The sequence below is a fragment of the Bacteroides nordii genome, assembly GCF_019930665.1.
Taxonomy (GTDB): domain Bacteria; phylum Bacteroidota; class Bacteroidia; order Bacteroidales; family Bacteroidaceae; genus Bacteroides; species Bacteroides nordii.
On sequence record NZ_CP082886.1, the window covers coordinates 5,208,899 to 5,224,782 of the forward strand.

General features: G+C 39.0%; 10 protein-coding genes. 8 read left to right on the plus strand and 2 right to left on the minus strand.

Annotated elements, in window-relative coordinates:
* Window positions 1–40: 40 nt before the first annotated feature.
* The gene (locus tag K8P02_RS20060; protein ID WP_002558831.1) at window positions 41–766 is read right to left on the minus strand and encodes a T9SS type A sorting domain-containing protein; all 726 of its coding nucleotides are present in this window, start codon (window positions 764–766) and stop codon (window positions 41–43) included.
* Window positions 767–981: 215 nt separating this feature from the next.
* On the opposite strand from K8P02_RS20060, the gene K8P02_RS20065 reads away from it, so the two are divergent.
* Genes K8P02_RS20065 through K8P02_RS20085 form a run of 5 tightly spaced genes read left to right on the plus strand, consistent with a single transcriptional unit; the run spans window position 982 to window position 10,073 of the window.
* The gene (locus tag K8P02_RS20065) at window positions 982–4,155 is read left to right on the plus strand and encodes a SusC/RagA family TonB-linked outer membrane protein (protein WP_002558832.1); all 3,174 of its coding nucleotides are present in this window, start codon (window positions 982–984) and stop codon (window positions 4,153–4,155) included.
* Window positions 4,156–4,168: 13 nt separating this feature from the next.
* A complete protein-coding gene (locus K8P02_RS20070) occupies window positions 4,169–5,944 on the plus strand; it encodes a RagB/SusD family nutrient uptake outer membrane protein (protein ID WP_002558833.1) in 1,776 nt (591 codons plus the stop codon).
* Between the two features lie 33 nt (window positions 5,945–5,977).
* The gene (locus K8P02_RS20075) at window positions 5,978–6,706 is read left to right on the plus strand and encodes a DUF3823 domain-containing protein (RefSeq protein WP_002558834.1); all 729 of its coding nucleotides are present in this window, start codon (window positions 5,978–5,980) and stop codon (window positions 6,704–6,706) included.
* Window positions 6,707–6,746: 40 nt separating this feature from the next.
* On the plus strand, window positions 6,747–8,027 hold the full coding sequence (locus K8P02_RS20080; RefSeq protein ID WP_025867092.1) for an MFS transporter: 1,281 nt from the start codon (window positions 6,747–6,749) through the stop codon (window positions 8,025–8,027).
* A 3-nt stretch (window positions 8,028–8,030) separates the two neighbouring features.
* Complete coding sequence (locus tag K8P02_RS20085; RefSeq protein WP_195449348.1) at window positions 8,031–10,073, plus strand: hypothetical protein; 2,043 nt, start codon at window positions 8,031–8,033, stop codon at window positions 10,071–10,073.
* A gap of 86 nt (window positions 10,074–10,159) precedes the next feature.
* Here K8P02_RS20085 and K8P02_RS20090 read toward each other — a convergent pair whose 3' ends face one another.
* Window positions 10,160–13,081: a M16 family metallopeptidase gene (locus K8P02_RS20090; RefSeq protein ID WP_195349696.1), complete on the minus strand. Its 2,922-nt coding sequence runs from the start codon at window positions 13,079–13,081 to the stop codon at window positions 10,160–10,162.
* A 131-nt stretch (window positions 13,082–13,212) separates the two neighbouring features.
* Here K8P02_RS20090 and prfB point away from each other — a divergent pair.
* From prfB to K8P02_RS20100, 3 genes are all read left to right on the plus strand, one after another.
* Window positions 13,213–14,332 (plus strand): peptide chain release factor 2 gene (gene prfB / locus K8P02_RS20095; RefSeq protein WP_122201095.1). Its coding sequence is split into 2 segments (ribosomal slippage): window positions 13,213–13,275 and window positions 13,277–14,332, totalling 1,119 coding nucleotides; the frame shifts between segments, so codons are not numbered across the junction.
* A 72-nt stretch (window positions 14,333–14,404) separates the two neighbouring features.
* A complete protein-coding gene (locus tag K8P02_RS21815; RefSeq protein ID WP_002558839.1) occupies window positions 14,405–14,539 on the plus strand; it encodes a hypothetical protein in 135 nt (44 codons plus the stop codon).
* A 141-nt stretch (window positions 14,540–14,680) separates the two neighbouring features.
* Entirely contained in the window at window positions 14,681–15,739 is a 1,059-nt protein-coding gene (locus tag K8P02_RS20100) for a porin (RefSeq protein WP_025867091.1), read from the plus strand.
* Window positions 15,740–15,884: the final 145 nt, after the last annotated feature.

Consider the following 15,884-nt stretch of genomic DNA (forward strand, 5'->3'; position numbering starts at 1 on the left):
CGGTTAATATGCGTGATTACAGATAATCATATTCTGAATTTTAATTAACAATTACTTTTGTTGTTTTTTCCCCGATTTTAACGAGATATAGCCCTGCCGGAAGATCTATATCTTGTTTGCTATTAGCTGATATTATACTTTTTATTATAGCTCCGGTCGAACCAAAAATAGTAATAGCTTTATTTTCTACATTATTCAATACAAATCCTCCGGGTTTATTAGTCAGTGTCGTAGGATTGAATACTTGATTTAAACCGGTTCCGCCGTCTCCATAAAAATGTAGATCACTGATTACTAATCTTTGTCCTTGTCCGATTACCCATAGATACAGTTCAAAAGAAACTTCTCCACTGTCTTCTCCTAAAATAGAAGGTATGGTCCCCTCGAAGTTGAATTCTCCAAATTCAGAAGAGTCACCACCACCTGCTGTAGAACCAGTAAGTAGAGATGCCTGATCCGGAAGATCGGGTGCTGCTATTTTAACATTCCATTGTGCGCCTTCATCCCCTTCGGTCGTAATACTGAAATTAGGGTATTTTTCCAGATCCAGGTCTATAATACGGATATACGTCTCTTGCCAGGCTGGTTCGGCTGCGGTCCAGACTTCGAGTACTAAATTACCTTCTTCTTCATAAATGTCCATGTTCTTGCCTTCCGACCATTCTTCGGGGTCTAGGCTAATAGACTGAGTCTGTGCATTTACACTAATGATGAACGAGCTTACCAGAAGTACTCCGGTTGTAAGTAGTAAATTTAAAGTTTTCATACGCATTGAATTTAAATGATTAATAAATGTGTGGCAAATATAGGAGATTGGGGTTATTGCACAGGTCTGTTATTTTTTCATATTGTTATGCTAAATCTTTATTTCAGCTATTATTGCGCTGTATACTCGTTTGCTAAATAAACATACTTTAAAGTATTGAATGGTTCTTATATTTGTGCCTCAATTAATCGTATTACTAATTAAAATCTACTATTATGTATTACCTGAAGTCTAATTACTACATCAGAGGTATTCTTTTCCTCAGATTACTTTTTATCTTTTGTTTTTTATGTGGTGTGACCCTAGTACAGGCTCAAAATGCTGTTACCGTTAAAGGGACAGTAACATCTCCCGAAGGTGAACTGTTGATAGGAGTGTCAGTAACAGTAAAAGGTGACAAGAATATAGGTACGGTTACTGATATGGACGGGCATTTCCTATTGCGGGTACCCTCTGCAAAAACTACACTCCGGTTTTCTTATATTGGATATCGTGATTGTGATGTTGTGGTCGGAGATAATAAAGAGTTGCTGGTAGAAATGACAGAAGATATCCATTCATTGGATGAACTTGTGGTTGTAGGATATGGGACACAAAAGAAAGCTACTTTAACCGGAGCTGTTTCCTCAGTAAATAACAGTCAGATTATTACTTCTACCAACAGCAATCTACAACAGAATATAGCAGGAAAAATGGCTGGTGTAAAAGTGATAACTAATTCAAGCGAACCAGGTGCTTTTAAATCACATATTGATATACGTGGAATGGGAGAACCGTTGGTTGTTATTGATGGGGTAGTAAGTGATATGGCAACTTTCAACCGACTATCTGCCAACGAAATAGAGAGTGTGTCGGCATTGAAAGATGCATCTGCTGCCGTATACGGAATGCGGGCTGGTAATGGCGTACTCCTGATTACAACTAAAAATGGGAAAACCACCGGGAAGGCTAAGATAGAATATTCCGGAACCTATGGGTGGTCTCATCAAACCGATTTACCGGAAATGATGAACGCATTTGAATGGGCTTCTATGATTAATGAAGTAGGGTTAGCCCGATATGCTAATCCGAAAGGAACCTATACGCCAGAACAGTTGGAGGTATTTAGAAATACACCGGATTTTGATTTATATAGTCAGTATATTAAAGATTTTGTACCCCAGACCAATCATACTATAGGTGTTTCCGGTAGTGTGGGAAAAAATCAGGAAGTGAACTATTTTATTAATGGGAGTTACTTTAATGAGGAAGGTATGTTTAAATCCGGATCAATGGATTACGAACGTTTTAACTTCCGGACAAATCTGACTGCGAAATTAGGGTATGGATTGACGGCTAATGTAAATATCGGATATATTAAAGATGAGAAGAATGCACCTTTTCAGGATGCATGGAACCAGATAAAATGGATGTGGTTTACTCCCCCGGTAAATCGTGAAACGAATGAACCGTTGACAAGTATATATGCAAATGGCAATCCTGACTATCCGGCATATATGGGAGCTGAATTGAATCCTGTAATTAACTCTGATTCGGAAAATGGAGGCGGATATAAAAAGAATAAATCAGATCGTACTTCTATTCAGACCTCTCTCAATTGGGACATACCTTTTTTAAAAGGGCTAAGTGCTAAGTTTATGTATAACTATAGTCGTTATAATGCTCTTTATAAAGGATGGAATCCTGCGTATACTTTATATACATACAAGGATGAACAATATATTCCTAAAACTTATATGTCACCCAGTACATTAGTGCAGGATGTGCATTGGGCAACTACTAATGGTTTACAACTATCTGTAAATTATAAAAGACAGTTTGGACAGCATACTATTGATGTTCTTGGACTTTTTGAACAGTCGCAGAATAGAACAGAATATCAGGGAGCTCAACGTTATTATACATTTGATCTGGACGAACTGGCTGCTGGTAATAATGACAAGACACAAGTGATAGGTGCCTCATTTCCTGACATTATCAGGAGGCAAGGCTATGTGGGCCGTTTGAATTATAACTTTGCGGAAAGATATTTGTTAGAACTTGCTTTTCGTTACGATGGTTCTTCTATGTATACAGGAAGTGGGCAATTTGGATTATTTCCTGGTGGCTCTGTTGGTTGGCGTTTGTCGGAAGAATCCTTCTTCAAATCTATAAAAGCTTTATCATTTATTGATAATTTGAAGTTAAGAGCTTCTTACGGAGTTACTGCTGATGATGGGGTAGCTGCTTATCAATGGGTGTCAGGTTATACCTACCCCAGTGGCTACTATTATTTTGGAAACGATAAAATGAATGCTATTTCTGACAGGGGGGCAACTAATCCGAAATTAACCTGGATTGAAAATAAACTGATGAATTTTGGTCTTGACTGGGACATGTGGAATGGATTATTTGGAGGAACTGTAGAGACTTTTGTCAGAAACAGGACTGGTATACCTGCCCGAAGAAATGCTTCTATACCGGGTGTGACAGGCATGGATCTGCCACAAGAGAATTTAAATAGCACACGTACCTCAGGTTGGGAGATAACTCTTACCCATAGCAATAAAATCGGAAGTGTAAAGTATGATTTTACCGGAAATTTTATGTATTCCAATACAAAGAATATATATACCGAGCGTGCTCCTTCATCCAGCTCTTATCGTAATTGGAGGGAGAATGTGAACAATCGTAATAGTGGTCTTTGGTGGGCTATGGAATGGGGAGGTGTTATAACACCCGGTATGGATATTTCTACTTTGCCCAACGAAGAAGGTACCTTTCAGAATTCAATATTGACACCGGGAGACTTTTATCATACAGATCTGAATGGTGATGGTTATGTGGATGGAGAAGATATTTATCCTTTCTTCCATAAGGGTTATCCGAAAATTCAATATGGATTTACAATTAATCTGGAATGGAATAATTTTGATATAAATCTACATTTCATGGGTGCAGGTAAAAAGAATGTAGTATATAGCGAATTCCTTAAAACACCTTATGCATTTGACGGATCTGCCGGAGCTTTGAAGTTTCATACCGACCGGTGGAGACAGGATGAATCCGGTAATTGGATTGCAGGCACTTATCCCCGTTATCGGGATAATTCATATTCTTTCAATTACCGGGATGATACCTGGCGTATTATGGATGCAAGCTATTTGAGGCTGAAAAGCGTGGAGATCGGTTATACTATCCCTCAAAGATTGACTCGTAAGGCAGGTGTATCACATGCCCGTATTTTTGCCAATGGCTTTAATCTGTTGACATTCTCTAAATTGAAGAATATGGATCCGGAATATCCCGGTTGGGATGTTGATAATCCTGAAACAGGTAGTGATACGAACTGGGGATATGTTTATCCAACTTCTCAGAATTTTAATATCGGATTGAACCTAACTTTCTAAAAAGCAACAAATCATGAAAAAAGTTTTATTATATAGTATATTGATATGGCTATGTGCAACTGCTTGTAGTGATTATCTGGATTTGAAACCATCTAATATTGTCACAGATGAGGATGTATATGCTAATGAGTCAGGTGTGAAGACAGCACTTACAAGGTTGTACATTGATTTGCCTATTGAAGATTATCGTTTTGATCAACGTGGGGGCTTCAACAATACTAATTATAAGTTTGAAGAATTGGAGACAATTACTGGTTTTGCACGTAATCGTAAACAAGATGACGGTGCTAATCTGAGTGGTAATTCAGGTAATTCCTGGTGGAATTATACAGTGATCAGAAATGTATGTAAATATATAGAGAATCTGAATAAATACTCTGCCGGAATGACTGCCGATAAAGTGGATGGTTATCAGGCAGAAGGATATGCCATCAGGGCTTGGTATTATTTTGCGATGGCTAAACGTTTTGGGGGACTTCCTTATATTGACAAAGTGTTGGAATATTCAGGCCCTTCCAGTATTCCTTCACTTGAAATTCCACGTAATAGTGAGCAGGAGACTTGGGATTATATTTTGGCTGATTTGGATAAGGCACTCGAGCTGAATATTCCGGAAAACAATCCTCAAGGACGAATTAATAAGGCTGTAGTATATGCATTGAAGGCACAAGTTGCTATTTATGCAGCAAGTATCGCTAAATATAATGATTTGGTATTGGAAGATGAAAATACCGGAAAAATGGTTTGCGGGATTCCTGCATCTGAAGCTGACAGATATTATGAGATAGCTTATCAGGCGGCTAATGAAATTATTAAATCAGAAAAGTATGAATTGGCACGGTCATTTGACACGAATGATTTAAGTGAAAACTTCAGAAAGATATTCCTGAATGTGGAGCCGGATAAAAATAAAGAGGTTATTATGAGTCGTTCATATTCTTATCCTGATTTAGTTTATCGTTTTGATGTGGATCGTTTGCCTTGGGGAGGTCAAAGTAATCCGAATAGTTGTCCGACTCTTGATTTAGTGGAACAGTTTGAATATTTGGATGGTACTCCGGGTACATTTAATACTTCTGCCGGCAGTTATATACCGGGAGAGTTTGATAATCGCGAAGATTTGTTTGCTGGTCGGGATGCACGTTTATTGGGGTCGGTGATTGTACCGGGATCTACATTTCAGGGAGAATTGATCGATGTGAAGTATGGTGAGATTAACGCAAGTGGTAAAGAACAGACTTCTGCCAAATATCGTGGGAAGTATGGTATGGGCGAAGATAATAAGACACCTACTTCTATGTTTCAGAAAAAAATGATTGATGACTCTAAAAAACATAGTCTTACTGAATTTGACAGTGACCAACCATGGACCGTTATCAGATATGCAGAAATTCTGTTGATAGCTGCTGAGGCCCAGGTAGAACTGGGACATCCGGAGATTGCTCAACCTTTGATTAATGATATACGTACCCGTGCTGGTTTACAGGAGTTACCCGTTTCAGCTATAACCATCGGAGAGGTGCGCAGACAATATATCTGTGAGTTTGTTTTTGAGAATAAAATTTTTTGGAACTATCGCCGTTGGCGGATTTTTGATCAGGTGATGGGGGAATTATTCCGTCCCCGTGGACTTTTCCCAATGCTTGATACCCGTACTAATAAGTGGAAATATAAAGTTGATTTTGTCGGAACCAATGATTTGCTATTCTTAAAAAAATACTATTATAATTCTATTTCGGCAGATGAAATAAAGAAGAATCCCAAGTTGGTCCAGAATTATGGTTACTAATGAATTTAATTATAAAAATAAAAAAGACCGATTATGAAAAGAATATCATTTTATAGTATATATACTGTGTTATTGTGTGTGTTGTTTACGTCATGTGATGTGGATAACTATGACGGACCGAATGCTAAGTTTAGAGGCGTTGTTATTGATAAAACAACAGGTAAGGGTATTCAGACTGAACAACCGAATGGTTTCAAAATCAAGTGGACAGAATTAAGCTGGGAGTATCAGGACAATATCCAGCCGGAGTACTTCTGGGGAAAAATAGATGGCTCTTTCAATTGGGAGTATGCCTTCGGGTATGCAGGTTCTCTTTATGAGGTTCAACCCGTTCAGGGAGCTTTTGTCACTCCTGAGCCTCAGCAATTCTCGTTGGAGAAAGGTGATTATCCTAATTTTACTTTTGAAGTAATACCTTTTATACATATTGATTGGGAATATGCTTTGGAAGGTATGGAGCTTGTTGTGAAATTTAAAGCAACTCGTCCGGAAGGTAGTACAGATGAGAACTTTTATGCACTTTCTACTACTCGTCTGTTCATCTCAGATAAGACAAAATATGTCGGGGGTATGAATACGGGGGGATTTATTAATGATTTGAGTAAGCGAATCAAGTTAAATGAATCTGATCTGGGAGTAGAACAGACTGTTAGAGTAGAACTTGAATCCGGGAAAAAATATTATATGAGGGTTGGAGTTCAAACGAAAAATCCGAGTAATGCGTATAATTATACAGAAGTGGCGGAAATTACGGTACCTTAGTTTTCCTCTTGCTTATTGTTAAATACTTAAGAAAGATTGTATGAAGGATATTAATTTATTCAAATCACAACCATTGAATACAAAAGTTCTGTTGGCTACGGCGGCTATTTATGCATTTGTGCTACCGGTTATAGAAATATTTCAGGCAGCATATATCATGGGGCAGTCTGCTGATATGGCAAGAGTTGTTTTGTATCAGTTAATGGTTTATACAGGTGTTCCTATCACTTTTATTTTCAATGGGTTTTTACTCCGAAAGATAGCCCCGGGCTGGTTATATTCTTTTGGTATGTTACTGGGTGGTATATCGATGTTGTATATGACTTCTTTGCCTGAACTGACAACAGGGGGCATTGGTATAGCAGGACTTATCATGGGGTTGTCTTTCGGCTTCTTCTGGGCTAACAGAGATTATTTGGTGTTGGTTAGCACTACTGACGGGAACCGGAACTATTATTATGGAACAGAAGCTTTTTTCAATACTTTTGCGGGGGTAGTTATGCCCATTATCATTAGTACTATTATTGTGTATATCACGCATAAGTATGTCGAGCTAAGCAATGTTCGCTCATTTGCCTATCAGGTCATATCTTATTTTATTATTGGATTGACCATTATTGCTTCGGTGTTGATTCTTACAAAAGGGAAATATGAAAAACCGGATAGTCCGAGATTTCTCTATTTCAAATTTGACAATTTATGGAATAGAATGCTGTTGATGGCTGTATTGAAAGGATTAGTTCAGGGATTTATTGTAACAGCTCCTTCTATATTGATATTCAAGTTTATTGGTGAAGAAGGTGCACTTGGTCCAATTCAAAGTGTTTGCGCGTTAGTTACAGCTTTTTTGATGTATATTATCGGGCGGAATGCAAAGCCGGAACAACGTTTGCATATTCTTTTTATTTCATTAGCTTTGTTTATCATCGGAGCGGTAACTAATTCGCTTTTGTTCAATACGCTTTCTGTAGTGATATTCTTACTATGCCTGGTAGTGGCCCGTCCAATGTTTGATATAGCTTATTTCCCTATTCAATTGCGGGTAATTGACTTTGTTTCGGGTATTGAAAAGAGAAATGAATATACCTATATTTGCAATCATGAATGGGGACTTTATGCCGGACGTCTCATCGGATGCGGGTTGTTTATACTTATTGCTAAATTCATTTCGGAAGATGCTGCTTTGAAAATAACTTTGCCTTTAGTTACTATTTTACAAGGGGTATCCTACTTTGTAGCCCGAAATTTGCTTACTCGCATGGAGAAGAAGGAAAAAGAATCGATTTGTGATAAAACTATGTGTAATGTAGTTGTCGTATAAAATATGAAAAAGAATTTTAGTTTAATAATAGCTCTGTTTTTTCCGTTTTTGGTTGTAGGAGCACAACCTCCTAAAAGTACAGACCTGATGGAAGAAGGGGGGCTTCAACGTCGCGATCTGAGTATTGAAGGTTCGAGAATTGTAATTAACCCTTATGATTTTGATAAAAATCCGGATGAAATTACTCCTGTCGTTTATAGTAATGCTTCTTCTTTACCTTTAAACGTTGCTTATTTGAGTACAAACAATAATGATAAAGGAAATCGTTTTGGAAGAGAAGTAAAAAAACTGTTGCTATTATTGACCGATACTGGCGAAGGATACAGCGAAGCATTGACGTACCAGACACAGTGGATGCCTCATGCATTACCATTTAGTGCTACTTATCCGCAAAATGTATATGTGGAAGGGACTGACTTTTTCTATGACGAAAACACGCTTGTGAGGAGCGTTCGTTTTCGTTCAAACATCCGTATTGTTCTTGCAGGAAGTATTCCGGGTAAGGTTGATTATCATAATTCTTATTTAACTATAGAACATCCTGATTTTAAATATGCTATAGCTTCTAATGGGCTGTTTAAAGGAATTACCTATTATGGAAGTTATGATGATTTGAAAGCTAAGAAAAATAGGGTGAAGGATGCTACTAAAGCCAAATGGTGGGCAATAGAAATGACTACAGTTCCCGATATGGTTTGGAGTATTTCTTTTGCTTTACCGGAGGAATCTTCCGGGAAAATGCTTACCCGTGTATTGGCTCCATTGAAAAAGGAGAAGGCGTTAGATGCTTATAAAAAACAGGAAAAGTACTGGGATACATATCTTTCGCGGGTACCTCAGCCAGTGGATTTCTCATTACGTTCCATTGATGCAAAAGGAGTTACTCCGGAACAAGTAAAAGCTACCTATTATAAAGCATGGGTGTTTTTGGCACAGTCTGTATTGTGTCCCGATCCGGCAGTTTATCCTTATTATCAACTTGTAGCAGGAAAGCCTTCTTTATGGGATCATGGTCATAAGAGTTCTCCTTTCTCAGCTGCATGGGAATCTTTTGTCGGGATGCAGTTATATGGGTATATTAATCCCTCTATTTCCTGGAGTGCATTGAAAGGTATGCTTTCATTGGTTGATGATGAAGGTATGTTAGGTGGTGAAAGTCTTCCTTCCAAGAAGGCAGAAACAGCCTGGATCTTATATCAGTTGACGGGAGATGTCAGATCGTTGGAAGAAGTTTATCCGGCTCTATCCCGTTATTTGGACTGGAGGATAAAGAATCCTCGTTGGATTTATTTGGGTATGACACCTGAAAATGAAAAGGATATAGAGTTTGTCGTTGCAGGACTCATAGATATCAAATGTATGGTTCAAATAGCTGATGTACTTGGTAAGAAAGTAGATGCCGGCGATTGGGAAAATAAATATCAGAGTCTGTTCTCACAATGCCTGAATTGGTTTTGGGATAGTCCTCAGGCACTACCTGTCCAACATCTTAATCAGTTTAAGGGGAGAGATACCTTTCCGGTTCAGATTACTACCGGATTATATCTGGATGAGCTTTCGGATGATTATTATGAGAGTATGTTAGGGCTTTTCTATAAATACTATGATACTGAACTGCCATTTGCCGGATTTGACGCGGCAAAATATCCGGATATGAATTATACGGTATATGGATTGATAGAAAAAAATAAGGTTACTCTTGCCCGGAGTTTGTTAGAAGCAAATATTCGGGATATCGTGTTGACCAATTCGGTTTTTGCTGAAACTTATCGGAACGGTAAACCCAGTGGAGTGAGGCCTTCTATATTCGGAATGGCTTCTATTATTGATTTTGTTTTATTGAAAAATAATTATTTTTATCAAAAAGGAGAACCCCATGTTGTGAATTTGTTCAATACTACATCCGGGGTAGATGGTTTATGTATTCGGGGTAAAAAGCTGAATGTACACCATAATAACGGTGAAACAGTTATTGTAACTGGTGATTTACTCAATGAAACAAAAGAAATTGATGTACAGGAAAATGAGATAAGAACCATATATTAATTAATGTGTACCTCAATATAAATAATGCACCCCTAAAGTTCATTTTCTAACTTGTGGGGTGCATTTTTATTTTTTAGATTTATTCTTTAATATCCAAAAATCTCTTCTTGTGTAAGTTCCTGGATTGGGCCTACTTCCTTCAGTTTTTCCATATCCAGTTCTTTTTTGTCACCGAGGATACAGTATGTATAGGTGCGTCCTTTCACCCATTTATTCTGAAAGTTGATAACATCTTTCAGTGTCATGCTTTGTGCATCATTATACAGCTTAATACGGCTGTCTACATTTTGTCCCAGATCTTGTGCATTAATGTATGACCATATGATGTCACTCTTAGTGATACGTTCTGTACGCAGACGGGCGATAAGTGCTTCTTTGGCAAGCTGGAAAGCAGCTTCAGACTCCGGCATGTTATCGATAATATCGTTGAAAACCTTGATAGCATCAATCATTTTATCATTCTGTGTGGCTATCTGAGTCTGGAGCAGATATGGATACTTCGAATAAGACGGACGGTTGAGTCCGGCCCATGCGGAGTATGCAAGTCCGCGGCTCTCACGCATTTCCTGGAATACGATCGAGTTCATACCACCCCCAAAGTATTCATTGTACATTTGGCGTGAGGGTTCAATCATAGGATCAAATTTTTCACCACGATTAGAGAGCTGGGTCATATAAATCTGTTTTGCCTCATAAGGGGAGATAAGCACTTTGGTTACCGGAGTTTCCAGACGTGGGAATTCATTACCAACAGGGATCTCTTTTAACTTTTTGGGAGCCTGGTGATTTTTGTTGATAATAGCCAACAGTTCCTTTTCACTTGTTGGACCATAGTACATAATGCGGTGTTTGTAACTGTTCTGATTATGAATACGGTCTGTGAGTTCCTGAGGATCCATGGTTTGAAGTTCGGTTTCTGTCAGTATATTGGTAGCAGGAGATTTAGGACCATACATACCGTAGTTCATCAGTCTACGGAAGTTCTGCATCTGGTTCAGTTTGGCATCTTTGCGTGATTTCAGAATGTCGGCTACCATATTGGTATAAGCTTCTTTATTTACTTGTGCATCCGCCATCAGTTTCTCAAACAATTTCATTGCTTCAGGCATATTCTCATTCAATCCCGACAGTACAACATAGGTACGTTCGTTGCCCGGAGATACGCGGAAGTTACATGCCAGGCGATAGAATTCGCTTTTTACTTGCTCCGGTGTCATATCGGAGGTTCCCAGATAGTCAATGTAATCGAAAGCGGTACCGAGGGCTTTATCATTATTATTGCCCATGTCGAATACATAAATCAACTGGAACAGGTCATTACTTGTGTTCTGTTTGTATAGTACAGGAATGCCCGATTTAGCTTTCAGTTGGCTGAGGTCTTTCTTAAAATCAAGGAATACAGGCTCGATGGGCTTTACATTACTGTTTTGTATCTCCTTCAGGAAGTCACTGGCAACGTCACGGTTCATCACAATCGGAGTGATGGTTGGTTTTGCCATTTTCTTCTCATTCGGATTTTGTCCTTGCTTTTTATAAATAACGGCATAGTTCTGATCGGTCAGATATTTATTGACGAAAGTTACGATGTCCTCTTTGGTGAGTTTGGCAAGACGGTCGATGGCGGTTACTTCATCTGCCCAGTTGGTGCCGTTAATGAATGAGTTTACGAACATGTCTGCACGTCCCCTGTTACTTTCCAGTTGTTGAACCTGGTAGAGTTTGAAGTTATTGATATTGGCTTGCAGCATTTTTTCGTCAAAATCTCCTGCACGTAGCTTTTTGATTTCTTCAAGCAACAGGTTCTTTACATCATCCAATGTCTGTCCTTGTTTGGGACGGCCTTGCAGCATTAAAGCCGAGTAATCTGCCATATCCAGTGGGTAACCATAGGCCTGTAACACTTTCTGTTGCTGGTTGAGATCAAGGTCTATAAGACCGGCTTTACCGTTGTACAGGATTTGTGAAACGACCTGTAGGATTTCGTATTCCTTACTGGCAGCTCCCGGGAATCTCCATGCCAGTGTCAGGCTCTCGGCGTCCGGACCCAATACTTCACGGACGATAGGGGCAGTGATGGATGATTCTTTCGGCAAATTAAGTTTTGGTAAGTTATTATTAGGCCTTAAATGTCCGAAGTACTTATCAATCGTAGTAATCATCTGGTCCGGATCAAAATCACCGGATAGGCAAATAGCCATATTGTTGGGTACATACCATTGTTTGTGGTAGTTTTTGATGTTGGTGATAGAAGGATTCTTCAGATCTTCCTGTGTACCTAACACAGTCTGTGTACCATAAGGATGGTGTGGGAAGAGGGCAGACAATACTGTTTCGTATACCTTACGCGGATCTTTGGTCAGTGACATGTTTTTTTCTTCGTACACTGTTTCCAACTCTGTGTGGAAGCCTCGAATGACGCAGTTTTCAAAACGGTCAGCCTGTATTTTAGCCCAGTTGTCTATCTGGTTGGCAGGGATATTTTCTACATAGACAGTCATGTCGAATCCGGTGTAGGCATTGGTTCCTTTAGCTCCGATGGCAGCCATTAGTTTGTCGTATTCATTAGGTATGGCAAATTTGGAAGCTTCGTATGACAGGCTGTCTATTTTATGATAGATGGCTGTACGTTCTGCTTCATCAGTTGTTTTACGATATATCTCGAACTGTTGCTCAATCTGGTCGAGCAAAGGTTTTTCGGCAGCATAATTTTGTGTACCGAACTTTTGCGAACCCTTAAACATCAGGTGTTCGAAGTAGTGAGCCAGTCCGGTGGTTTCTGCGGGATCGTTCTTTCCACCTACACGTACGGCAATAAAAGTTTGTATACGTGGTTCTTCTTTGTTCACGGTCATGTAGACCTTCAACCCGTTGTCCAGTGTGTAAATGCGTGCTTTCAACGGATCGTTGGGCACTGTCTCATAGCGGTAGTCTTTGGACGTAGCTCCACTCACACTTGTCACTATTAAGAGAAATAGCGACAGGCAGGATAGTTTTAGTAGTTTATTCATATCAATGATAACAATTTAGTTACAAAAGCAAAGGTAGCGGATTTTTGCGTATCTTTGTCCCCTTGAGACAGATAAAATGATTGAATAAAGTAATTTCAATCGTAAATTGTAAATCGTAAATTGTAAATCAAATGATTACTATTGAACAACTTAAAGACGTGAAAGAGCGCACTGATGCGCTGAGGAGGTATCTTTGACATCGACGGGAAGAAAATTCAGGTCGAAGAAGAACAATTAAGAACACAAGCTCCGGGTTTCTGGGATGATCAGAAACGTGCCGAAGCACAAATGAAGAAGGTGAAGGACTTGCAGAAGTGGATTGCAGACTATAATACAGTCAAGACACTGAGCGATGAGCTGGAACTGGCTTTCGATTTTTATAAAGACGAACTTGTTACCGAAGCAGAAGTGGATGAGGGTTATGCCAAAGCACTGGAAGCTGTAGAGAACCTGGAATTGAGAAATATGCTCCGTGGCGAAGCCGATCAGATGAGCTGTGTTTTGAAAATAAATTCCGGAGCGGGTGGTACAGAGAGTCAGGACTGGGCATCTATGCTGATGCGTATGTATCTGCGCTATGCCGAAACGAATGGATATAAAGCAACAATTTCTACCTTGCAGGAAGGCGATGAGGCAGGTATTAAAACTTGTACAATTCAGATAGAAGGTGATTATTCTTACGGTTATCTGAAAGGTGAAAATGGAGTACATCGCCTGGTGCGTGTTTCGCCATACAATGCCCAGGGGAAGCGTATGACTTCGTTTGCTTCCGTTTTTGTTACTCCGCTTGTGGATGATAGTATTGAGGTTAACATCGAGCAGGCACGTATTTCATGGGATACTTTCCGTTCGGGTGGAGCCGGTGGTCAGAATGTGAACAAAGTAGAATCGGGAGTTCGTCTACGTTACCAGTTTAAAGATCCTTATACCGGTGAGGAAGAAGAAATTCTTATCGAAAACACCGAAACACGTGACCAGCCTAAAAACAAAGAGAATGCGATGCGTCAGTTACGTTCTATCTTGTATGATAAAGAGTTGCAGCATCGCATGGCTGAGCAAGCGAAGGTAGAAGCCGGAAAGAAGAAGATTGAATGGGGATCACAGATACGGAGTTATGTGTTTGATGATCGGCGTGTGAAGGATCATCGTACTAATTATCAGACTTCTGACGTAAATGGTGTGATGGATGGGAAGATTGAGGATTTCATCAAAGCCTATTTGATGGAGTTTTCATCGGAAGAACAAAATTAATTTCCTTATCCTTCGTTGGATTGAATAATTATTCTTAGCTTTGTTAGCGTTGAACTTTAAAGCTAAAAACATATGGGTAAGAATAAGAAAAAAGTAACACACACAAAAAAGGAAGAAGAACAAGCCAAACGGGTTATTAAGATAATTTCAGTAGGACTCGTTATTCTGGCATTGGCCATGTTAATTGGATTTTCTTTCTTAGGATGATTTTATTCATCACAGATTATGTAGATGGTTTTCTGCATAATTTGTGATGAATTCTTTTTTGTAACAGCTTTGTAGCTCATTTGTCATAACGATGTACATCTATGCAGGTATCTTTGCGGCAAAATAAAGATTTTGACCGGAATGAGGAAACTGACTACAGCCATAGCTGGTTTATTACTTGCTACGATGGCTTTTGGACAAGTGAATGAAGAAGTTGTGGATGGCAAGAAGCTGAATAAAGAAAAAATGGAACTGCATGACTATTTGCCAGCCATCCATGGTACTGTTCGTGCTAAGTATGAGTATCAGACAGTTACAAATGAAAGCCGTTTCCAGGTGCGTAATGCACGTTTCAGCCTTACGGGCAATGTACTTCCTATTGTTGCTTACAAAGCAGAAATTGACTTATCAGATCAGGGTACTATCCGCATGTTAGATGCCTATACCCGTATTTTTCCGGTGAAACACCTTGATTTTACAATCGGACAGATGCGTGTTCCCTTTACAATTGATGCCCATCGCTCTCCTCATCAACAGTATTTTGCAAATCGTTCTTTTATTGCCAAGCAGGTGGGAGATGTGCGTGACGTAGGTGCTACGTTGGCCTATACCCGAAAAAATGCTGCATTGCCTTTTATCCTTGAAGGAGGTTTATTCAATGGTTCGGGACTTACTAATCAAAAAGAGTGGCAGAAGACGTTGAACTACTCCCTAAAAGGACAATTATGGTTTGCTAAAGGCTGGAATCTCACTTTAAGTACACAAATGATTAAACCGGAGGCTATACGTATCAACATGTATGATATCGGTATCTATTATGAAACAGACAAATTTCACATTGAAGCCGAATATCTATATAAGAAGTATGGTCACAGTTCTTTTGATGATGTACATGCTGTTAATAGTTTTGTAAACTATGATCTGCTATTGCACAAATTCTTTCATAAAATGTCGTTTCTCGTACGCTATGATATGATGAATGATCATAGTAACGGACTTGGAATGGACGAAACAACCCGTCGTCTTCCCATTACGGATTATGCCCGTAAGCGTCTTACCGGTGGGCTTACTTTTAGCTTTTCCAAGGCTTTCGTTGCCGATATCCGGTTGAATTATGAAAAGTATTTTTATAAAAAGGGTGGCATTCCTAAAGATTCGGAGCAAGATAAATTAGTTATCGAATTTATGACGCGGTTTTAGAGAAGTACGTACTCTTGTCTGTTTAAAGTACGTGTTTTTGTGTATAATAAGTACGTATTTAACTCACCCTTAAAATACTATTTTCTGACAGTATAAAGTGCATGTTTTATCAACAAAATATAAATGATTTAATGGTTGAAAACCA